Source organism: Sphingomonas sp. ERG5 (assembly GCF_000803065.1).
Classification (GTDB): domain Bacteria; phylum Pseudomonadota; class Alphaproteobacteria; order Sphingomonadales; family Sphingomonadaceae; genus Sphingomonas.
In genome coordinates this window covers 1-20367 of the sequence record NZ_JSXI01000082.1, presented here as the reverse complement: position 1 = coordinate 20367, position 20367 = coordinate 1, and the positions used below count along the sequence as shown (strand labels likewise).

Sequence of the window (20367 nt, the reverse complement as noted above, 5' to 3'; positions counted from 1 at the left end):
TTTCGGTCAGGCGGGATCGTCGTGGGTCGCGGTGCGGCGCGCGGCGAAATGCTGCTGGATGCGCCAACCGGCGTCATCCAGCACCTCGTTGCGCCAGGTGAAGGCGTCGCGTTCGATCGCGTCGAAGGTCCAGCGCATCGCCGGCTGGTCCCCGGCGAGCGTCTCCAGCACCACCGTGTCGCCGACGCGCCGCGCGGTGAAGCGGCGAACATAATTGTGCATCGGGCCGACCCACAGCGAATGCCACACGCCAAGCGCCGCATCGAAATAGCGGAGGCTCGTGCCATATTCTCCCTCGCCGGGTCGCGTCACGCGATCGGAGCGCGGCGGCCATAGCCAGACATCCTGAATCGCACGCCCCTCCAGGACCCAGGAGAAATGCCATTCGCCACGTTCCTGCCGCACCGTCTCCCCGCCGCTGTCGAGCCAGGTGATCAGCAGATCCCAGGATCCGATCAGCGGTGCGAACAGGCGATGCTGGGGCGGTATGTCGGGATGCGGCCCGTCACTGATCAGCACGGCGGCAAAGAGCGGATCGGTCGAGACGTGAGTCATCTTATATCCCTAGACTTCGATCGGGATCGCCAGGCTCCGCTTCCCCACACCAAGCGCGACATTGGTGGTGAAGCGGCGGACATTGGGATTCTCGGCGATCAGCCGGCTCATCAGCGCGTCATAGGATTCCACATCGGGCGCGGCGACGATCAGGATGAAGTCGGCGCTGCCGGTGACATAGAAGACTTCCTGGACATGCGGGTCGGCGTTCAGCCATTGCCGCAGCCGGGCGATCAGTTCGGGGCGTTCGCGTTCGATCTCCAGCGCCACGACGAAGAAGGTCGGCTTGCCGACCCGCAGCGGGTCGATCACCGCGACATTGGCCAGGATCACCCGATCCGCCTTGAGCCGTTTGAGCCGGCGCAACACCGCCGAGGCGGACAGGCCGACCTGCTCGGCGAGAGTCTCGGTTGCCATATCGGCGTCGTGCTGAACCAGCGACAAAAGCTTGCGGTCGAACCGGTCGAGCGATGAGATTCGCGTCATGACGGCGGTTTAGCACCGAATAACGCCGTTATCGCGCAAATTTGCCGCGAACTTTGCCGAATTCCGGCATTGGGCTTCGCTATTCTCCGGGTATGGAACATCCCACCTCCGCCGGCATCATCGCGGCACTCGACACAATCGATCGCGTCTTTCTGTCGACGCCGCTGCGCCGATCGCCCGCGCTCGACGCCGTGCTTGGCGCGACGCTGATCCTGAAGGACGAAACGGCCAACCCGATCCGCTCCTTCAAAGGGCGCGGCACGAGCCATTTCGCCGCACGCCTCGCGCAAGAGGCACGACCCGCCGGCGGCCTGGTCTGCGGGTCGGCAGGCAATTTCGGCCAGGGCCTCGCCTGGGCAGCGGGACGCCATGACCTGGCGCTGACCGTCTATGCCGCAATCAATGCCGTCACCACGAAGATCGATGCGATGCGGCGGCTCGGCGCCGATGTCCGTCTGGCGGGAAAGGATTTCGACGCCGCCAAGGAAGCCGCGCAAGCCTGCGCGCAGCGCGAAGGACGCTTGCTCGTCGAGGACGGCGCCGATCGCTGGATCGCCGAAGGTGCCGGCACGCTGGCCCTGGAAGTGACACGTAACGCCGGACCGATCGACGCGATCATCGTCCCACTGGGCAATGGCGCGCTGGCGTCGGGCGTCGGCACATGGATCAAGCATGCCACGCCGCAAACCCGGGTTGTGGCAGTGGCAGCGACGGGAGCACCGGCCATGGCAGACGCGGTTCTGGGTCGCGTCTCGACCGGCACACACCGCGCCGACACCATCGCCGACGGCATCGCGGTTCGCGTGCCTATCCCCTATGCGGTCGACTGCGTCCGGGCAGTGGTCGACGATATCGTCTTTGTCGATGACGATGCGATCCGCCAGGCGATGGACCTGCTGCGCGAGCATCTCGATCTGATCGTCGAGCCCGCCGGTGCCGCCGGTCTCGCGGCGCTGATCGCCGATCCGACGCGCTGGCGCGGTCAGCGCGTCGCGGTGCCGCTGTGCGGCGGCAATGTCGACCACGCCTGACCGACCTCCTCCTCCCAGCAGGAACCAATCATGATCGACCATATCGAACTCCGGACGAGCCAGCTCGACGCATGCCTGCGCTTCTACGCCGATGCGCTCGCGCCACTTGGCTACACGCTGCGCGTCGATGGGCCGGTCAAAGGGTTCGGCGACGGTACGACGCTCGACTTTTTCGTCGGCGAAGGCGAGCCATCGGGGTCGGTGCACTTCGCCTTTGCCGTGCCGGATCGCACGACGGTCGACAGCATTTATGAGGTCGCGCGCGCATATGGCCATGGACTCGATCGGGCGCCCGCGCTCGCACCACATATCCATCCGAATTATTACGCCGGCTATTTGCGCGATCCGGACGATCGCCTGATCGAATTCGTCTGCCAGAAGGCGGAGTAGCGCGCCCCTTCCCCCGCGCGGGACGTTCGTGCCGTGACGGTGACCGTTCATGCTTTCCGATGGACGCGCGCAGGCAGGCGATTATCATCACCCCGTAACGAATGCCGTACAGGACTGCCATCGACGGCAGCGCAGCGGCCGATACAGGAGAGAGATGATGACGGCAGCGAAGCTTGCTGGTGCGGCTCTGGCCGCCCTGTTGATCGCCACCACCGGCAGCGTGCCGGCCGATGCCAAACAAGCGGCGGCGCAGGGACGCAAGGCCGGCGCCGAAGCGCAAATCGCCAAAGCGCTGGCCGATCCCGCGCGCGCCGATCAGGCGACCGATGATGCGCGGCGCAAGGCGGCCGAAGTATTGGCCTTTTCCGGAGTGAAGCCCGGTGACCGGGTGATCGATTTCCTGCCCGGCCAGGGATATTGGACGCGCATCTTCACTGGCGTGGTCGGACCCAAGGGCCATGTCCTGGCGCTGTGGCCGGCGGCGGCGGCGAAATATGCCGAGAAGCCCCTGCCCGAGCTCAAGGCGCGCAATCTCGCCAATGTCACCGCCGAGTTGCAGACCGCGGCACTGCCGACGGTCGACCAGCCGGTCGACCTGTTCTGGACCGTGCAGAATTACCATGACATCCCCAACAAGGGGGTCGGCGAAACGGGCCTGAACGCGTTCAACGCCGCGGTGTTCAAAACGCTCAAGCCCGGTGGCGTCTATATCGTGATCGACCATGCCGATGCCGCAGGCAGCGGCATGACCGGCACCGAGACGTTGCACCGCATCGATCCCGCGGTGGTCAAACAACAAGTGCTGGCGGCGGGCTTCAAGTTCGAGGGCAGTTCCAACGTGCTCGCCAACCCCGCCGACGATCACAAGGCGAAGGTCTTCGACCCGGCGATCCGCGGCAGGACCGACCAGTTCGTCTTCAAGTTCCGCAAACCGCGCTGATCCGCCGGTCACAGAAAGGGCTCTTTCGATGAAGACGATGATCCTCACCGCATTGCTCGCCGGCAGTGCGCTGGCCGGTTGCGGCCCCGCCGCCTCGCCCGCCAATGACTTGGCGGCTACATCGGCAAACGACACGGTGCCGGCCACCACGCTCCCGGCCAACATCGCCGCCGCCGCCGCCGACCCTGCACGCGGCAACATGGCCGTGACCGATGCGGCGCGGCATGGCCCGGAAATCCTCGCCTTTGCCGGGGTGAAGAGCGGCGACAAGGTGATCGACCTGATCCCCGGCGGCGGATACTGGACGAAGCTGTTCGCCAAATCGGTCGGTCCGTCGGGCCATGTCTATGGCATCTGGCCTCAACCCTATGCCGCCGAGGCACGGACCAACGTGGCCGATTACCAGAAGCTTGGCACGACGCCCGACTTCGCCAATGTCAGCGCTTCGACTCAGCCGGCGACGACGCTGACCGCAGCCGAACCGGTCGACCTGGTCTTCACCGCGCAGAATTATCATGATTATCCCGACAAGTTCATGGGCTCGCTCGATCCGTCGGTATTCAACAAACTGGCCTTTGCCGCGCTCAAGCCCGGCGGGACGCTGCTGATCATCGACCATGCCGCCGCTGCGGGATCGGCGATGCGCGATACCGACACGCTGCACCGCATCGACCCGGCGACGGTCAAGGCTCAGGTGGTCGCGGCCGGATTCGAATTCGTCGGCGAAAGCGCACTCCTCGCCAACAAGGCCGACAATCACACGCTGGCGGTGTTCGACAAGGCGGTACGCGGCAAGACCGACCAGTTCATCTACAAGTTCCGCAAGCCGGGCTGACACAACCTGGACGCTGTCGGTTGAAGGGGCCTGTACGAGGATCAAAAGCCATGATTCCCGGCGCCTCCTTTTCCAGAGGAGCACAGGCCTCTCCCCGGAGAGGCCCAAAGGCGCGGCTTGCGTAAGGATCTCTCCACGAACGATGCGCTTGACGCGCCGTTCGATCTCCAACCACCCCCTCGAAGCGGCCTATATACGTCTGTGATTCACCCGATGAGTGGCCGCTAACGATCGAGTCGTAGGCATTGCCGAATGCGCTCAGCTTGTCTGGGAACCGCCGATCGTTCACCTTCGATGGATGAGCGATGGGGAATATAATGGTGGTACGACCGCCGGAAGCAAATGGGGCTGTGCGACGGCGACAATTATCGCTGCACCGCTATTCTTTTGCCTGATGATCGCTGACGCACTCGGCGACTGCACACCGGACACAGCATGCAAGAAGGGATTTCTGCTCTTTGTTTTAGCGCCTACAATTATAACTGCCGCCGCGCTGTTCATCACCGTTCGGTTTATCGTGAACTGGCTCCGTCGATCCTCGGATGGCAGCGAATAGCGACCGCGCGGGCGACATAATATAGGGACACAATACTAATTAACCGGTGCTGCCGGACGATAGCGCCATAGGCCATGGCGCAACTCGCTCGCATCGCGATTCCCGATGTCGCACATCACATCGCGCAAAGTGCGCATCGACTACTCCGGCGGGCAGGATTGGATCGAGCGGCAAGAGTGACGACCGACCGAGTGCTGAGTCTGCGGAAACGCGAGCCGAGCCTAAAGTTTAGTATTGTGTCCCTGAAAATACGGTCGTCCCGGGCTGCTTTACGTTTGCCTGAAATCAGACATCATTTAAGGTTGAACATGTCGACTTAAATCGGGGGATGGGATTGCCTACGAGCTACGAGAGGCTTCTCATCTCCCGATTTCTGATTCCGGGTGCGGGTGGGCGCCTGGCTCTGCTCATTGCCGCGATCGGGTTCGCAGGGGTGACTATCGGTGTCGCCTCACTAGTATTGGTCGTCAGCTTCATGAACGCCGCCGAGGCCCGATTGGCTGGTCAGATCGCCTCCGTAGACGGCCACATCTTTGTCACTGGCCGAGGGCACCGGATTGAGCATCCAGCCCGGCTGGAACAGAGGCTTGCCAGGATCGATGGCGTGGAGGCGGCGACAGCGACGCTGGACAGCACAGGCTTGATTACGGCCAACGGGAGATCATTCGCCGCTGATCTGCAAGGGCTCGACCCGTCCAGGATGACGACGAGTCCGCTGTTCCAACGCAAGGCGGCAATCGTCTTCGGTAAAGCGCCTGTTCGTCCTGCGACCCTTGCGATTGGCAGCGACCTGGCGGCCCGCCTTGGCGTCGGCATCGGAGAGCATGCGGCGATCACCTCGATACGACATGATGGTGAGATTTTCACCGTCGCCAACTACGACTTCATCGTATCGGGCATAGTCAGCACAGACGTTTACACGTTCGACAGCCGGCGGGCGATCATGCCGGTCGATGACCTTAGCATGATACTCGGTACAAAGTCCGCGGCCACCAGGATCAACGTCAGGCTCACAAATCCGGACACGCAACATGTCGTAGTCAAGGCGATCCAGAATATCCTCGGTGACGGCTACAGGCTGACGACCTGGCAAAGCATGAATAGCGTGCTGTTCTCGGCTTTGAAGCAGGATCGCCTCGCCATGACCATCATCATCTCCATGGTCACGCTTATCGCCCTGTCGAACATTCTGTCTTCGATGGTCATGCTCGTCCGTTACAAAGCGCGTGAGATAGCGATACTTAGAACCATGGGCATGTCGAAAAAATCGATCGCCAGGGTTTTTGTCGGAGTGGGCGCTGCGATCGGACTTGCAGGAGAGGCCGCCGGCCTCGGCGTGGGATTGACCCTCAAAGCTGCCAAGGACCCAATCACGCAGGCGCTTCGCACGCAGATCGCGCATCCATCGGCAGAACTGGACGTCATGCTGTCCCTGCCGCTTGCGATCTCAGGAGGAGAAATCACCTGGATTGTGGCGCTGGTTTCCTCTGGCGTGCTGCTGAGCACCCTCTATCCGGCAGTTCGAGCCGCAGCGATCGATCCGGCTTCTGTGCTGAGGCACACCTAAGCCCTGGACGCTCACAAAAGTGGCAGCTCTTGATACGGGGACACAATACTAATTAGCCCAAAGTTTAGTATTGTGTCCCCGAAATGGCGACGCAAGGTGCCGGGCTGCTGACCACCGCCTCCGGACAAGGCGGCTAGATCGTCAGCGTCAGGATCGGCCGGCTCCACCTCGCCTTGATCGTCGGAGCCTTCGTGCCCGTGACGATCGCGCCCATCGCCTGATAGAAGCCGACCGATGGCGGGTGGGAAACGATCTTGATGGCAGCGATGCCCCGCCGCTTCGCTTCGCCTGTCATGTGCCGGAAAAGCATCAAGCCCAGGCCACTGCTCTGCGCGCTATCCGCTACGAACATCAGATCTAGCTCCGGCTCCCCTTCGAGGGTCAAGCTGTAGAAGCCACATGTTTCACCGTCTCGCTCGGCGACGTGGAAAACGCCCTGCTCGATCTGCGAGGGTGTGATCGCATAGCCGTCGAGGATACTCGCATAGCTTCCGCGATAGGCGGCCGAAGCGTGCATCAATTCGGTAAGTGCTTCCGCATCTTTGGGGATAGCAAGGCGGATTATCGTCACCGCCCCCGCGTATCACCACCGCCACTCTCCTACAATTAAGAGCCATGCCGGCGGCGGGCAGATCTTACCGATTGGGGATGGCGATCAGGAAACTTGCGCTGTCTGATTGGTATATTCTCGGAAAACGGGGAGCGACCCGAACGGACTTTTCAGCTCAAATCGCGAATGCGCTAGTTGAGCGCCCCGCGCAGCGTGGCGCGAACGCCGCGATGGCCAGGGTCATATTCGACGATCGTCTGCAGGCTCTGCGCCATTGCGCGGATCAGTTTGGTGCCGAGACCCGTACCCCGTGCCGGCCCGTTCTCGACCATGCCGACACCATCATCCTCGACCGCGAGCAGGAAATGCTCGCCATCGTCCCGGCTGAGCGCGATCCGCACTTCGCCGGCGCGTCCCGGATAGGCATATTTGCACGCATTGCTGACCAGTTCGGTGACGATTACGCCCAGTGACACCGCGCGGTCGGTCTTCATGCGGATCGGGTCAGCGGCAAGCGACAAGGTGCGCGGCGCGGCATTGCTCGACCAGGTTTCGCCCAGCTCCTCGACCAAAGCGCCGAGATATTCCTGCATGTCGACGCTCTCGACATCGTTCGACGTATAGAGCCGCCGATGCACCTGCGCGATCGCCGCGATGCGACGCTGCGTGTCCTCCAACGCGTCGCGCGCCGCGCCGTCGTCGAGCGCGCCAGCCTGCAGCCGTACCATTGCCGACACCAGCTGCAGGCTGTTGGCGACGCGGTGATTGACCTCGCTGAGCAAGGTTTCGAGCCGCGCATTGCTGGCGCGCAACTGCTCCTCGGCCGCTGCCTTGCCGCGCTCGAGCGCGGCGCGCTCAAGGACCTGGCCAAAGGCGGAGGCAAGCAAGTCGAAGAAATCGCTGCCGATCGTCTTCACGACATAGTCGGCCGCCCCGGCCTTCAGCGCGGCGACCGCGATCCGGCCCTCTTCCGATCCGGTGACGTAGACGACCGGAGGTGCTGCCGGGAGCGCGCGAAGCTTCTTCAGCGTCTCCAGCCCGTCCATCCCCGGCATGTAATGATCCACCGCGACCAGATCAAAGTCCTGCGCGCCGACCAGCGCCAGCCCCTCGGCACCGCCCTCCGCCAGCGTGACGGCATAACCGCGCCGCGTCAGCGACCGCGCGGCAAGCGTGCGCAAGCCAGCGTCATCGTCGATATAGAGAACCCTGACCGGTTCGGCGGTCGACACGCTGGAGGTCAAGCGTGGCCCTCGATATCCGGCACCTGAATGACCGACAGGAACAGCCCGAGCTGGCGGATCGCCTGAGCGAAGCTTTCGTAATTGACCGGTTTGGTGATGTAGACATTGCAGCCCAGATCATAGCAGCGCTGAATCTCGACCTTATCGTCCGTGGTGGTCAGCACGACCACGGGCGTACGCTTCAACGCCGGCTCGCTTTTGATCTTGGCCAGAATGTCGGTGCCGCTCATGTCCGGCAGGTTGAGGTCGAGCAGCACCAGCGCCGGGCCGTTGAGCGCCGGGCCATTGGCATCGTTGAACAGATAGTTCAGCGCGCTCGTCCCATCGGTGAAGTGGGTGATATCGTTGAGAATGCCCGCACGGCGGATGTTCTTTTCGATGAGGCGGGCATGGCCCTCATCATCCTCGATCATCACGATACTGACGGAGCGATGGTCATTCATGAGCGATTATCCTGTGGGTCGGCAAGAGTGAGCGGCAAGGTCAACCGGAAGGTCGCGCCTTTGCCAAGGTCGGAAGCAACATCGATGACCCCGCCAAGCCGGTAGGCCAAAGCGCGGACATGGGCGAGCCCGATCCCTTCGCCCGGCTGGTCCTGATGACCCGAGCGGCGAAACAGGTCGAACACGCGCTGATGATCGCCAGGCGCTATGCCGCGACCATTATCCTCGATTTCATAGCTGACGCGATGCCCGTCGCTCTTGCCGCGAACCGCGATCCAGCCGGGACGCGCGGGATCGAGATATTTGACCGCATTCTCGATCAGATTGGAGAAGATCTGCTCGACCGCCAGGCGGTCGCTGATGATTTGTGGCAATTCACCCTCCACGCTCAGCGTGGCGCCACGATCATCGATCATGTGCTTCAATGATCCGCCGATCGTCTCGACCATCGCATTCATGTCGAGCGGTTCGGGTGCTATCACGCGACGGCCTTCACGCGACAATTTCAGGATCGCATTGATCAGCCGGTCCATCTTCTGAGTCGAGGTACGGATGAACCCGATCGCTTCGGGCAGATCCTCACGCGCCGCCAATCGCGCCTCTTCGGTAACGATCTCCGGCGCGCTGGCCTCGGCGCGGTCGATCAGGTCAGTGATCGCAGCGGTCGCGGCATCGAGTTCGGCGGTGAAGCCCATCACATTGACCAGCGGGCTGCGCAAATCATGGCTGACGATGTAAGCGAAGCGCTGAATTTCCTCATTGGCGCGCGACAGATCGGCAGTGCGGTCGGCGACCAGCTCCTCGAGCGAATCCGCGAAGTCGCGCAGGACGTCGCGCGACACGCCAAGGTCGCGCATGTAGCGCAGCACGGTCAGCAGCGACGCGATCGCGACGAGCAGAAGCAGCACGCCAGCGACGATCATGGTGCCGTAGAAGGTCCGCAGACTCTCACGCTGCTCGGCGTCGCGGATGGCGAGCAGCCGGCGTTCCTCATTGCCCATCGCCGTGCCAAGCCTGCGGATGTTCAGCATGCGCCGCGCCACGGTCTCTTCGGTGAAGACGCGGTGCGCCTCGACCTGCCGTCCCTCGCTGACCAGAGCGATCGTTCGGTCGCGCTGCGCCTTCAGCTCGGCAAAGATCCGGGTCAGCTGAGCGAGATTGGCCTGCTGACGTGGATTGTCCGCGGTCAGGCGGGCGATTTGGCTCAGTGCGGCCGGTATCTTGCCCGCAACCGTTTCATAGGTGTCGAGATATGTCCGCTGCGCGGTGATCAGATAGCCGCGCCGCGACGTCTCACCCTGTTCGATCAGGATGCCGGCCCGGTCGATCGCGATCTCGACCTCATAGGTGTGATTGACCGCCCGGCTATGTTCCTCGTTGCGCATGGTCGAACGATAGGCCGCGTACCCGGCGGCGAGCAGGCTGATGAAACCGATCGCCATGAACAGGATCAATGCTCGCCCGACCAAGGATTCACGGACCCCGAGCCGTCTGACGAGCGTGCGAAACATTGTTACGCTTTATGACCGATACGGAAAGAAGGCCAGCAGCACTGTCTTGACCTCGATCAATCGGGGACGCGTCAATCCTCGAACAGTTTGCCCTGCGGCGTCTGCCGCCCGACCGCACCACCGCCACGCCGCCGCGCCAATTCGGTCTCGGCGCTGAAGCGCACATCCACATCGCGGTCGCCGAGCTGCACGGCGAGCGAATCGTCGCTGATCTCGTGCCAGCTCTTGCCGCGATCCGGCCCTTGGCGGACGGCGGGCAGCAGGCCGGGCAGATTCGACCACTCGATCAGCTGCGCCCCGCCAACCTCATTGAGCATGTCGCGCAGGTGAAAGGCGGTGACATAGGAATCGGGAAAGGCACGATGCGCGGGCAAGCCGCGTTCATGGTCCATCCCCTCGGGCTTGCGCCAATACCGCAGCACCTGGTTGGAGAAGCTCGGACTGTCGGGCCATAACCGCAGCGCGCATTTCCAGGTGCAGATCCATTGCGCATTATGCGTCAGCGCGGGCGTGCAGAACTTCATCTCATAGTCCGCGCGGTGCGCGGCGAGCGCAACCCGGCGCGGCCAGGGATCAAGCACCGCGCGCGCGACATCATGCCATAGCGGCTCGTTCGCGACCTGCTCGTCGAGAATATGGTGGATCGCCTGAGTCACTGGCGGGATCGGCCGTCCAGGATTGACCAGCCGCGCGCCACCCTCGCCCTGCAAGTCCCAGCGCCCATCGGCACCAAGCGCGACATCCTGCCAGCCAATCTCGCACACGCCATGCGCGGGCGGGGCCGGGCCGGTGGTTTCGAGATCGACGACGCGGATGATCTGGGGCGGCGGTGGCGGCATTGCACCTTCAAGTGGAGGCTGCAGCGCGGAAATGCCAGTTCATTTTGGTTCGCCGAACAAAATCGGCAAAAAGGAAAGAACTCAGGTCAACGACGAAATAGCGGGCGCCAACCGCTGCGCGAGCTTGGATCAAGCCCTTCCGTTTGTGCATCCGGCATCGAGTTATGCGCCTCAATGTTATGCGCGCGCGCCGTAAAATACTCCTTCTTCTCCACCTCGTCGAAATAGGTGTCCAGGGTCGGCTCCGAACGGAGAAGCTTCAGCGAGTCCGGCATCTGCGCTGTTTCGACGAAACGATGATGGGCACTAAGCGAGCCTTCGAAAACCCACCCCGGCGGTGTCACGATTTGTTGCTGCGTCGAAGCCTGTACAAGGAAGCATACCGAAATCGGACATGCCGGATCTCCTTCCCAATCCGTGGATCCAAACCCCACCCAGGAACAGGGCACGCAAGGTCCAGTCCGCTGATCGACGACGACAATATCGATCGTTGTTCGATCGGCATCGAGATATGTAAGTCCTTGCCGCTCCAGTAGCTCGATATAGGCCTGCACATCGTCGGGCGACATGAAGCTGACGCACGCCAGACTCCCGTCGGCGCAGAAGCACTTTACCGGCACATCGGCGATGAACGCTTTGATGCCGCCCCGGTAATGATGCGCTACGGACCCGCCACGCACGACGACGGACAATCCCTCCACCAATACTGCCATGACGCCCTCTATTCCCTCAGCGACAATGCGATCAATGCCCCGCCTGTTCTCCGCGCACCAGGCCGCTCGCCGCCAGTTGCGCGTCGATCATCGCCAGCAGCCGGTCCAGTGCGGGCTGGTCCTTCGCTTCAGCCCGCGCGACCAGCACGTCCTGCGTGTTCGACGCACGGAGCAGCCACCAGCCATCGGGCGTGTTGACGCGCGCGCCGTCAGTACGGTTCACATCCGCGCCGTCGTGCTCGAGCCGGTCAAGCACTTCCTCGACCACCGCGAACTTGCGGCTTTCATCGACCTGGAAGCGCATCTCGGGCGTGTTGACCAATGCCGGCATCGCGCCGCGGATCTCAGTCATCGACTTGCCGATCATATGCACCGCGCGGATCAGCCGGACGGCGGCATATTGCGCATCGTCGAAGCCGTAATATTCATGCGCGAAGAAGATATGGCCGCTCATCTCGCCGGCGAGTGGCGCATGCGTTTCCTTCATCTTGGTCTTGATCAGGCTGTGCCCGGTCTTCCACATCAGCGGCTCGCCACCGAGTTCCCTGACGCGGTCGAACAATGCCTGCGACGCCTTCACATCGGCGATGATCGTCGATCCGGGCAATTCCTTCAGCACCGGCTCGGCCAGGATCGAGAGCAGCTGATCGCCCCAGATCACCCGGCCCTGCCCGTCGATCGCGCCGATGCGGTCGCCATCGCCGTCGAACGCCAGCCCGAAATCGAGCTGCTTGTCGGCAACCAACTGCTTCAGGTCGGCGAGGTTCCTTTCCTCGGTCGGATCGGGATGATGGTTGGGGAAAGTGCCGTCGACCTCGGTATAGAGCAGATGATGCTCGCCGGGCAGCAATTTGGTCAGCTTCTCGATCACCGGCCCCGAGGCGCCATTGCCGGCGTCCCAGCCGATGCGGTACGCGCCACCGGCATAGCCGGCGAGCAGACGGCCGACATAATCGTCGACGATATCGGCTTCGGTGACGACGCCCTCGCCCTCTTCCCAATCGCCTGCCTCGGCCAGCTTGCCTAGGTCCTGAATGTCGGCGCCGAAGAACGGCAGATGCTGCAGCACCATCTTGAAACCATTGTAATTGCCCGGATTGTGGCTGCCGGTGATCTGGATGCCACCATCCACTTCGAGGATCGCTTCGGCATAATAAAGCTGCGGCGTCGGCCCCATGCCGGTGCGCACGACATCGACACCCGATGCGGTCAGCCCGGCAATCAGTGCCGCTTCCAGCTCAGGCGACGATGTGCGCCCGTCATAGCCGACCGCGACGCGCGTGCCACCGGCACGGCGCACGCGCGTCGCGAAACCGCGCCCGATCGCGGTCGCATCGGCCGGGCCCAGTGTCTTTCCGACGATGCCGCGAATGTCATATTCGCGCAGCGACGTGGGGTCGAAAACATGGGTCATCGGAACTCCTGTGATGATTCGCGTCTTCAATCGGCAAACGCGATGAAAGTTCAAATCGCGCGTTTCAACGCGAATGTTTCAACCCCCGCGCTTCAACAACCTGTCGCGCGCAGCGTTGACCCGGCGCGTCAGTTCGGCGGAGCCGCCATGATCCGGATGGACCGCGCTGATCAGGCGGCGATGCGCTGCGCGGATTTCGGCCTCGCTCGCTTCCGCATGCACGCCCAGCACCGCGCGCGCCGCCGCGTCGTCGCCATTCAGCGGCTCGGGCTGAATGCGCCGATGCGTTTTCTTCGGGCCCTGCCACAGCCACCAGCCGGCATAGGCAACCAGCACCGCGGTGAGGATCTTGAAGATCATGACCGCGGGCTCAAGCGAACAACGGCAATGCAGGCTCGGGCAAGGCGAGTGCGGCCATCATCTCGCGCAATTCTTGGCGTGCCGCGACATGGGCCAGGCCCATCTCGCCGAATTCGCGCGCGTCGAGCATGGTCAGCCCCTTGGGGAACAGTTCGCGATAGATCACGCGTTCGCCAAGCCCCGGAATGATGCGAAAACCGACTCGCTTGGCGAGTTGGTCGAGCGCTTCCGACACGCGCCGCATATTGCGGGCCTCGATATGCTGGACGCGATTGCGCAGTACGACCCAGTCGATGGTCGAGCCATCGGCCTTGGCCCGCGCCTTGCGCGCGTCCCAGATCAGCTCGGCATAAAAGCTGGGACGCGTTACCTTATAAGTGACCGGATCGACCTGACCGATCAGGTCGAAATCGACGAAGCTGTCGTTCATCGGCGTGACCAGCGTGTCAGCGCGCTGCGCCGCCATGCGCGCGAAGCGATCGTCGCGCCCCGGCGTGTCGATGACCAGGAAATCGCTGTCCTGGGACAAGGCTTCGAGCGTCTCGGTGTAACGCGCCAGGCTTTCCCCGTCATGCGTCGCATGGCGCGGGATCGGCAATTCGCGCCCGGTACGCTTGCCGGTTTCCATGCGGTTATCGAGATAACGCCCCATGGTACGCTGACGGTGATCGAGGTCGAACGCGGCAACGCGCGCGCCACGCGCCTCGAGCGCGATCGCGACATGGACCGCGGTGGTGGATTTTCCGGTACCGCCTTTTTCATTGGCGAATACGATAACGTGCGGTCTTTGCACGTGTGGCTTTTGCGCAACCGTCGACACAGTCCTTGATTTCCCCTGGTTGCCTGGCTGGGCCGCCCCCCATAGAAGGCCCGCCCGTCCTTATCGAAGGCTAGTAGCGCGTGCAAACCATCCGTCAGACCGAGTCCCTGCGTGAGGCAGTCGCGGCGTTCCGCGCCGACGGGGCCCGAATCGCGCTGGTACCGACCATGGGTGCGCTCCATGCCGGACATATGGCGCTGATCGAAGCGGCGAAGCGGCCCGGCATTCGCGTGATCGCATCGATCTTCGTCAATCCGAAGCAATTCGGCGCGGGCGAGGATTTGTCGCGTTATCCGCGCAAGGAAACCGCCGACACGCGGATGCTGAAAGAGGCGGGCTGCGACCTGCTATGGATGCCGTCGGTCGACATCATGTATCCGGAGGGCTTTGCCACCAATATCTCGGTCGCCGGCATCAGCGACGGCCTGGACGGTGCGGCGCGGCCGCAGCATTTCGACGGCGTCGCGACCGTGGTCGCGAAATTGTTCAACCAGGTCCGGCCCGATACCGCCTATTTCGGCGAGAAGGATTTCCAGCAACTCGCGGTGATTCGCCGCATGGTCACCGACCTCGACCTGGATATCGAGATCATCGGCGTGCCGACACAGCGCGAGGATGACGGCCTCGCCTTGTCGTCGCGCAACATCTATCTCGACGCGGACCAGCGCGCGCGCGCCGTCGCCCTGCCTCGCGCACTGGGCGTCGCAGCCAGGGCGATCGGCCGCGGCGACGATGCCCAGGCGGCACTCGACACCGCGCGGGAATCGCTCAAAGCCGCCGGTTTCGAGGTCGATTATGTCGAACTGGTCGATGCCGAAACGCTTGCCGCCGACAACGATTCCAGCCGTCCGCGCCGGCTGCTCGCCGCCGCGCGGATCGGTACGACGCGATTGATCGACAATCTTGCGATCGAGTTAGGGTCGGCTTAACCAGCGCCCCCGTACAGGGGCGCGCAAACGTCCCTAATGTCCGTTAACCATTTGTTGACCCCCACCCGGCAGAGTCATGCCGGTAGGAATGGTTAACAGGGGTTAGTGACATGGGCAGCAGCCTGAAGAGCGCACAGTTTCTGATCGACAGCCGATTGGCTGACGCCGCGCGTGGCGATGCGGATGCGTGCTACGAACTCGGCATGGTTTATTCGAGCGGTGCCGCGGGCATCGACGTCGACCTGATCGAAGCGCATAAATGGTTCAACCTCGCCGCGGTCGCGGGCAGCGAAGCGGCGCAATTCTGCCGCAGCGAGATTTCCGAAGATATGAGCGCACGCGACATCGCCATCGCGCAAAAGGCCGCTCGTGCCTGGCTGCAGATGACGACCCCGCGCGCCGCCTGACTGGGCATCTCTCTCCAATCGGCGTAGCATCGCCTCCGTAACGAAAAACGGAGGGGTTGATGCACTTGATGATCACCGCGCTCACCACGGCCGCGCTTGCGCTGCTGCTGGTCTTTCTGTCGGTCACCACGATCCGCATGCGGATCAAATATGAAGCGTCATTCGGCGACGCCGGCCAGCATGGCCTGACCTCCGCCATCCGTGCGCATGGCAACCTCACCGAATATGCGCCGATCGGCATCATCCTGATCGGCTTGCTCGAGAATTACGGCGCGCCCCATCTGGCGCTCGGCATCGTCGCCGCCGTCTTCGTCATTTGCCGCGCGCTCAATGCGATCGGCCTGTTCAACCCGCCGGGACCGCCCACCGCGACGCGCTCGATCGGGATCGTCGGCACGCTGCTGGTGCTGCTGGGCATGGCGCTGTGGCTGCTCGTACTGGTGCATTCCCCGCTGCCGGGCTGAGGCACCGAGCCCCCTCACGCGTCGAGCGGCAATTCCATATCGACCCGGTGCATGCCGGATCCCCAGCCGTCCTCGATACGGCTCAGTATATGGGCGCCATGCCGGGCAAAGAACGGCGCCGAATGCTGGCTCGCCGCGATATCGACGATCGCGGCGCCCAGCTTTGCCGCGCGGTCGCGTGCCGCCGTCATCATCGCCGTGCCGATGCCACCACCCTGCGCCGCCGGATCGACCAGGATCCAGTTGAGATGCGCGCGACCCGGCGTGCCCGGCGCGACCGCGAAACCCGCCACCACCGTCCCCGCGCCCTCTGCTTCCGCCCCCTCTGGGCCGTCGCGCACGCACACCGCATAAAGCCCGGCATGGCGATCGAGATAGGCGATGAAATCCGTCCGCTCATTGACCGCGAAAAAGGCCGGCGTGTTGGCGTCGAAGATCGCCAACATGCGCGCGCGGTCGGACCCGGCAAAAGGACGGATCGTCACCGTCATTCGGCGGCGGCCACTGCTTTCGCCTTGGCCGCCGGTTTTTTTGCGGCGGTTTTCTTGGCCGGGGCCTTTTTGGCGGCGGCTTTCTTCGCCGGCGCTTTCTTCTTGCCCTTCTTCGACGGCCCCGCCGCCGCGCGCGCATCGAGCAGCTGCGCCGCTTCTTCCAGCGTCAGCGCATCCTTTTCGATCGACTTGGGCAAAGTCGCATTGGTCTCACCGTCAGTGACATAAGGGCCGTAGCGCCCCTCCATCAGCTTGATCTCCGCCTCGGTACGCGGATGCTTGCCGAGAATCTTGAGCGGCGCTTGCGCCCCGCGTTGCGGACGCCCGGCCCCTGCCGCGGCCTCGGCCAGCTTGACCACCGCCGCGTTCATGCCGGTTTCGAACACGTCGGCGGTCGAGGTCAGCCGGGCATATTTGCCCGCATGGGCCAGATAGGGCCCATAGCGCCCGATCGACGCGGTGATCGGCTCGCCACTTTCCGGATGCGTACCGACGGTGCGCGGCAGGCTGAGCAGCTTCAGCGCCCATTCCAGATCAAGTTCGGGAATATCCTTCGGAATCGACGACCGCTTCGCCTCCTTGCCCTCGCCGAGCTGGATATAGGGACCGAAGCGTCCCGCCTTGCGCTCGATCGGCAAGCCGGTTTCGGGATCATTGCCAAGCGTTTCGGGACCGGCATCGCCCCCCTCATCGCCGCCGCCCTGGCCGAAACGGCGGGTATATTTGCATTCGGGATAGTTGGAGCAGGCCACGAACGCGCCGAACTTGCCGCCGCGCAGCGCAAGACGGCCCTGGCCGCAATTCGGGCAGAGCCGCGGATCGCCGCCATCGGCCTTGGCCGGGAAGAGATAAGGTTCGAGGAACAGGTCGAGCGCCGCGGTCACTTCCGACGGCTTCTGCTCCATCACTTCATTGGTGCGCGGCTTGAAGTCTTTCCAGAACGCTTCGAGCACCGACTGCCACTGCGCGCGCCCGCCCGACACTTCGTCGAGTTCATCCTCGAGGCCCGCGGTGAAGTCATAACCGACATATTTCTCGAAAAAGCGTTCGAGGAATGCCGTCACCAGTCGCCCGCTCTCCTCGGCGAAGAAGCGGTTCTTCTCGACCCGCACATAGGCGCGGTCCTTCAACGTCTTGATGATCGAGGCATAGGTCGAGGGCCGGCCGATGCCGAGCTCTTCGAGCCGCTTGACCAGCGACGCTTCGGAGAAGCGCGGCGGCGGCTGGGTGAAATGCTGCTCGGCGGTGACGCTCTTCTTGGCCGGCGCATCGCCCTCGCGCATGCGTGGTAGGCGGCGGCTTTCCTCATCGGCGCTGTCGTCCGAACCCTCTTCATAAAGGGCGAGATAGCCGGGGAAGAGCACCACCTGTCCCGTCGCGCGCAGGCCGGTCTGGCCCGAGCCGTCGAGCAATTCGACCGTGGTGCGCTCCATCCGCGCGGACGCCATCTGCGACGCGAGCGCGCGCTTCCAGATCAGATCGTAAAGCCGGGCATGATCGCCGCCGCCGACCTTGTCCTTGCCGAAATCGGTCGGACGGATCGCCTCATGCGCTTCCTGCGCATTCTTCGCCTTGGTCTGATACTGGCGCGGGCTGTCGGGGACATAGCTCGCGTCATAGCGGTCGGCCACGGCTTTGCGCGCCGCGGAGATGGCCGAACCGTCCATCTGCACGCCGTCGGTCCGCATATAGGTGATCGCGCCATCCTCGTAGAGACCTTGCGCGATGCGCATCGTATGATCGGCGGAGAAACCGAGCTTGCGCGATGCTTCCTGCTGCAGGGTCGAGGTGGTGAAGGGCGGCGGCGGGTTGCGCGTGGCCGGCTTGACCTCGACCGTCTGGACGCTGAAGCGCCCCTCCTCGACCGCCTGTTTGGCGCGCTTCGCGGTGCCTTCCTCGCCGATCGACAGCCGGTCGAGCTTCTTGCCCTCGAACGTGACGAGCCGCGCCTGGAACGGTGTGCCGTCCTGCTCCATGTCGGCGACGACCGACCAATATTCCTGCGCCTTGAAGGCCTCGATCTCGCGTTCGCGCTGGACGATCAGGCGCAGCGCGACCGACTGCACCCGACCGGCCGACTTGGCGCCGGGCAGCTTGCGCCACAGCACCGGCGACAAAGTGAAGCCGACCAGATAGTCGAGCGCACGGCGTGCGCGATACGCATCGATCAGGTCGGTATCGAGCTCGCGCGGGTGCTTCATCGCCTCGGTCACCGTTGCCTTGGTGATCGCGTTGAAGGTCACGCGCTGCACGTCCTTGGGCAGCGCCTTGCGGTTGCGGAGCACTTCCTGGACATGCCATGAAATCGCCTCACCCTCGCGATCCGGATCGGTCGCGAGGATCAATCGGTCGGCGCCCTTGGCCAGATCGGCGATCGCCTTCAGCTGCTTCGCCTTGTCGGCGTAGTTTTCCCATTCCATCGCGAAGCCGTCATCTGGATTCACCGAGCCGTCCTTGGGCGGCAGATCGCGGACATGGCCGTAGCTCGCGAGAACGCGATAGTCGGAGCCCAGATATTTCTCGATGGTTTTCGCCTTGGCGGGCGATTCGACGATGACAAGCTGCATGGAGGTTCGATGTGTCCTTACGTGTACGCGCGAGGGTGGAAAGGTTCGGGGCCGCCCGTCAAGAGGCCTTGCCCCGATGCCCGTCAGCTTTTGTTAGGGAATGCGGTCGCAATAATGTGAGCGCGGCGGGACGAATTTCAATCGAGTCGCGATGGAATGGTCGATTACGAAACCCTCATGCAAGAGCATGATATGCTGGTCGTGCTGGCGACCCGGCTGGCCGGGTCGGTCGAGCCGACCGGTCCCACGCCGCTCCCGGCGATCGCGGCGCGCGACGCGCTGTCCGATGCGCTGATCCACCATCTCCATACCGAGGACAGCATGATCTACCCCTTGCTGATCGGCGGCAATGACGCCTCGGCAGCGGCGGCGGCCCATGATGTCGTCACCGAATTCAAGGATCTGATCGGCGACTGGACGGACTATATGGCGACATGGCCGGCGCGGCGGATCGAGACCGAATGGCCGGCCTTCACGGCGGTCACGCTTGACCTGATGCGCCGGCTGACCGGTCGCGTCCGGCGCGAGAACGAGTTGCTTTACCCGCTCGCGCTTGCCGCGGCACATATTCCGCTGCGGGCAAAGCAGGCCAGCTGACGCCCCGCGAGACTGTCGGACAAGAGGGCGAACAAGAGGGCGAACAAGAAGACGGACCGTCAGGGGCGAGGCTCCGCCGCCGGCTGCTGGTCGATCTCCCACTCATGATCCTCGACCAGGATCGACCGCACCGGCCGGCCGCGCGCATCGCGCGACGGTTCGAAGCGGAAGCGTTGCTCGATCAGGCGGCAGGTCGTCACATCGAGCAATTCGTTGCCGCTCGAATGGGTGATGAAACAACCGGTCGCGCGACCATTGGTCTCGACCGTGTAGCGCACCGACACGGTGCCGCCGATGCCCGCCGCGCCAACCGCGCCGGGATAGTCCGAATCCTTCAGCCGCCCGCTGCGCCGGCGCGGCGGGCTTTCATAGCCGCCGTCGCCGTCACCATTGCCATAACCGCCGCTACCCAGCCCATTGCCCACGCCGCCGGCGCCGGTGCCCGGCCCGCGTATGTCGGCCGCGCCGGCCGATGCCTGAGTGCCGGGTCCGGCGACCGGCGCGGCGATCACCGGCGGCGGCACGGTGGTCGGAACGATCGGTAGCGGCGCGACGACCTCGGTCGGCCTGGCGCGCAGATTGGGCGGTGACGCCGCACCCTCGGCCCGGCTCGCCTTGCGGTGGGGAAGCTTCTTTTCAGGCGGCGGGGGCGGTGGGC

General features: G+C 63.7%; 24 protein-coding genes. 10 read left to right on the top strand and 14 right to left on the bottom strand.

The annotated features are described in order from the left end of the window. Positions 1–6: 6 nt before the first annotated feature. Positions 7–555, bottom strand: coding sequence for a hypothetical protein (locus OO12_RS25855; protein ID WP_034161584.1), 549 nt, complete (start codon positions 553–555; stop codon positions 7–9). A 9-nt stretch (positions 556–564) separates the two neighbouring features. Beyond that, entirely contained in the window at positions 565–1041 is a 477-nt protein-coding gene (locus OO12_RS25850) for an Lrp/AsnC family transcriptional regulator (protein ID WP_034161583.1), read from the bottom strand. A gap of 92 nt (positions 1042–1133) precedes the next feature. Between OO12_RS25850 and OO12_RS25845 the strand changes: the two genes are divergently transcribed. The 6 genes from OO12_RS25845 (at position 1134) to OO12_RS25825 (ending at position 6360) form a co-directional block, all read left to right on the top strand. Next, positions 1134–2072, top strand: a complete 939-nt coding sequence (locus tag OO12_RS25845) for a threonine ammonia-lyase (protein WP_052216281.1) — start codon at positions 1134–1136, stop codon at positions 2070–2072. Positions 2073–2102: 30 nt separating this feature from the next. Beyond that, the gene (locus tag OO12_RS25840; protein WP_034161582.1) at positions 2103–2462 is read left to right on the top strand and encodes a VOC family protein; all 360 of its coding nucleotides are present in this window, start codon (positions 2103–2105) and stop codon (positions 2460–2462) included. A gap of 157 nt (positions 2463–2619) precedes the next feature. Beyond that, the gene (locus tag OO12_RS25835) at positions 2620–3402 is read left to right on the top strand and encodes a class I SAM-dependent methyltransferase (protein ID WP_034161603.1); all 783 of its coding nucleotides are present in this window, start codon (positions 2620–2622) and stop codon (positions 3400–3402) included. A 28-nt stretch (positions 3403–3430) separates the two neighbouring features. Next, positions 3431–4237: a class I SAM-dependent methyltransferase gene (locus OO12_RS25830; RefSeq protein ID WP_034161581.1), complete on the top strand. Its 807-nt coding sequence runs from the start codon at positions 3431–3433 to the stop codon at positions 4235–4237. A gap of 298 nt (positions 4238–4535) precedes the next feature. Further along, positions 4536–4793, top strand: coding sequence for a hypothetical protein (locus tag OO12_RS29235; protein ID WP_235365018.1), 258 nt, complete (start codon positions 4536–4538; stop codon positions 4791–4793). Positions 4794–5121: 328 nt separating this feature from the next. Next, positions 5122–6360, top strand: coding sequence for an ABC transporter permease (locus tag OO12_RS25825; protein ID WP_034161580.1), 1239 nt, complete (start codon positions 5122–5124; stop codon positions 6358–6360). A 133-nt stretch (positions 6361–6493) separates the two neighbouring features. On the opposite strand, the gene OO12_RS25820 is transcribed toward OO12_RS25825, so the two are convergent. The 9 genes from OO12_RS25820 to OO12_RS25780 all read right to left on the bottom strand — a co-directional run bounded on the left by OO12_RS25820 (position 6494) and on the right by OO12_RS25780 (position 14227). Next, entirely contained in the window at positions 6494–6931 is a 438-nt protein-coding gene (locus OO12_RS25820; protein ID WP_152616673.1) for a GNAT family N-acetyltransferase, read from the bottom strand. Positions 6932–7101: 170 nt separating this feature from the next. Then, complete coding sequence (locus OO12_RS25815) at positions 7102–8142, bottom strand: sensor histidine kinase (RefSeq protein WP_200887566.1); 1041 nt, start codon at positions 8140–8142, stop codon at positions 7102–7104. 8 nt (positions 8143–8150) lie between these two features. Next, entirely contained in the window at positions 8151–8597 is a 447-nt protein-coding gene (locus tag OO12_RS25810; RefSeq protein ID WP_034161578.1) for a response regulator, read from the bottom strand. Beyond that, the gene (locus OO12_RS25805) at positions 8594–10108 is read right to left on the bottom strand and encodes a sensor histidine kinase (RefSeq protein ID WP_034161577.1); all 1515 of its coding nucleotides are present in this window, start codon (positions 10106–10108) and stop codon (positions 8594–8596) included. The genes OO12_RS25810 and OO12_RS25805 overlap by 4 nt, the downstream gene beginning before the upstream one ends. Positions 10109–10179: 71 nt before the next feature. Next, complete coding sequence (locus OO12_RS25800) at positions 10180–10947, bottom strand: 3'-5' exonuclease (protein WP_034161576.1); 768 nt, start codon at positions 10945–10947, stop codon at positions 10180–10182. Between the two features lie 86 nt (positions 10948–11033). Further along, positions 11034–11660, bottom strand: a complete 627-nt coding sequence (locus tag OO12_RS25795; protein ID WP_034161575.1) for a hypothetical protein — start codon at positions 11658–11660, stop codon at positions 11034–11036. A 31-nt stretch (positions 11661–11691) separates the two neighbouring features. Further along, positions 11692–13074: a phosphoglucomutase/phosphomannomutase PgmG gene (gene pgmG, locus OO12_RS25790; RefSeq protein WP_034161574.1), complete on the bottom strand. Its 1383-nt coding sequence runs from the start codon at positions 13072–13074 to the stop codon at positions 11692–11694. Positions 13075–13152: 78 nt separating this feature from the next. Then, positions 13153–13434 (bottom strand): J domain-containing protein, encoded by a 282-nt coding sequence (locus OO12_RS25785; protein WP_152616672.1) that lies wholly within the window; start codon positions 13432–13434, stop codon positions 13153–13155. A 10-nt stretch (positions 13435–13444) separates the two neighbouring features. Continuing rightward, positions 13445–14227 carry a division plane positioning ATPase MipZ gene (locus OO12_RS25780; protein ID WP_034161573.1) on the bottom strand — a complete coding sequence of 261 codons (783 nt, stop codon included), beginning with the start codon at positions 14225–14227 and terminating at the stop codon, positions 13445–13447. A 107-nt stretch (positions 14228–14334) separates the two neighbouring features. On the opposite strand from OO12_RS25780, the gene panC reads away from it, so the two are divergent. The 3 genes from panC to OO12_RS25765 all read left to right on the top strand — a co-directional run bounded on the left by panC (position 14335) and on the right by OO12_RS25765 (position 16054). Further along, on the top strand, positions 14335–15183 hold the full coding sequence (gene panC / locus OO12_RS25775) for a pantoate--beta-alanine ligase (protein ID WP_034161572.1): 849 nt from the start codon (positions 14335–14337) through the stop codon (positions 15181–15183). A 110-nt stretch (positions 15184–15293) separates the two neighbouring features. Then, positions 15294–15590, top strand: coding sequence for an SEL1-like repeat protein (locus tag OO12_RS25770; protein WP_034161571.1), 297 nt, complete (start codon positions 15294–15296; stop codon positions 15588–15590). 59 nt (positions 15591–15649) lie between these two features. Further along, entirely contained in the window at positions 15650–16054 is a 405-nt protein-coding gene (locus OO12_RS25765; RefSeq protein ID WP_034161570.1) for an MAPEG family protein, read from the top strand. A gap of 14 nt (positions 16055–16068) precedes the next feature. Here the strand turns inward: OO12_RS25765 and OO12_RS25760 are convergent, their stop codons facing one another. Both OO12_RS25760 and topA read right to left on the bottom strand, forming a co-directional pair. Beyond that, a complete protein-coding gene (locus OO12_RS25760) occupies positions 16069–16539 on the bottom strand; it encodes a GNAT family N-acetyltransferase (protein WP_052216280.1) in 471 nt (156 codons plus the stop codon). A gap of 2 nt (positions 16540–16541) precedes the next feature. After that, positions 16542–19112, bottom strand: a complete 2571-nt coding sequence (gene topA / locus OO12_RS25755; protein ID WP_034161568.1) for a type I DNA topoisomerase — start codon at positions 19110–19112, stop codon at positions 16542–16544. A 177-nt stretch (positions 19113–19289) separates the two neighbouring features. Here topA and OO12_RS25750 point away from each other — a divergent pair, with 177 nt between their 5' ends. After that, positions 19290–19709 (top strand): hemerythrin domain-containing protein, encoded by a 420-nt coding sequence (locus tag OO12_RS25750; protein ID WP_160296919.1) that lies wholly within the window; start codon positions 19290–19292, stop codon positions 19707–19709. Positions 19710–19768: 59 nt separating this feature from the next. Here OO12_RS25750 and OO12_RS25745 read toward each other — a convergent pair. Beyond that, the coding region (locus OO12_RS25745) for an energy transducer TonB (protein WP_034161566.1) at positions 19769–20367 on the bottom strand (599 nt) is incomplete at its 5' end.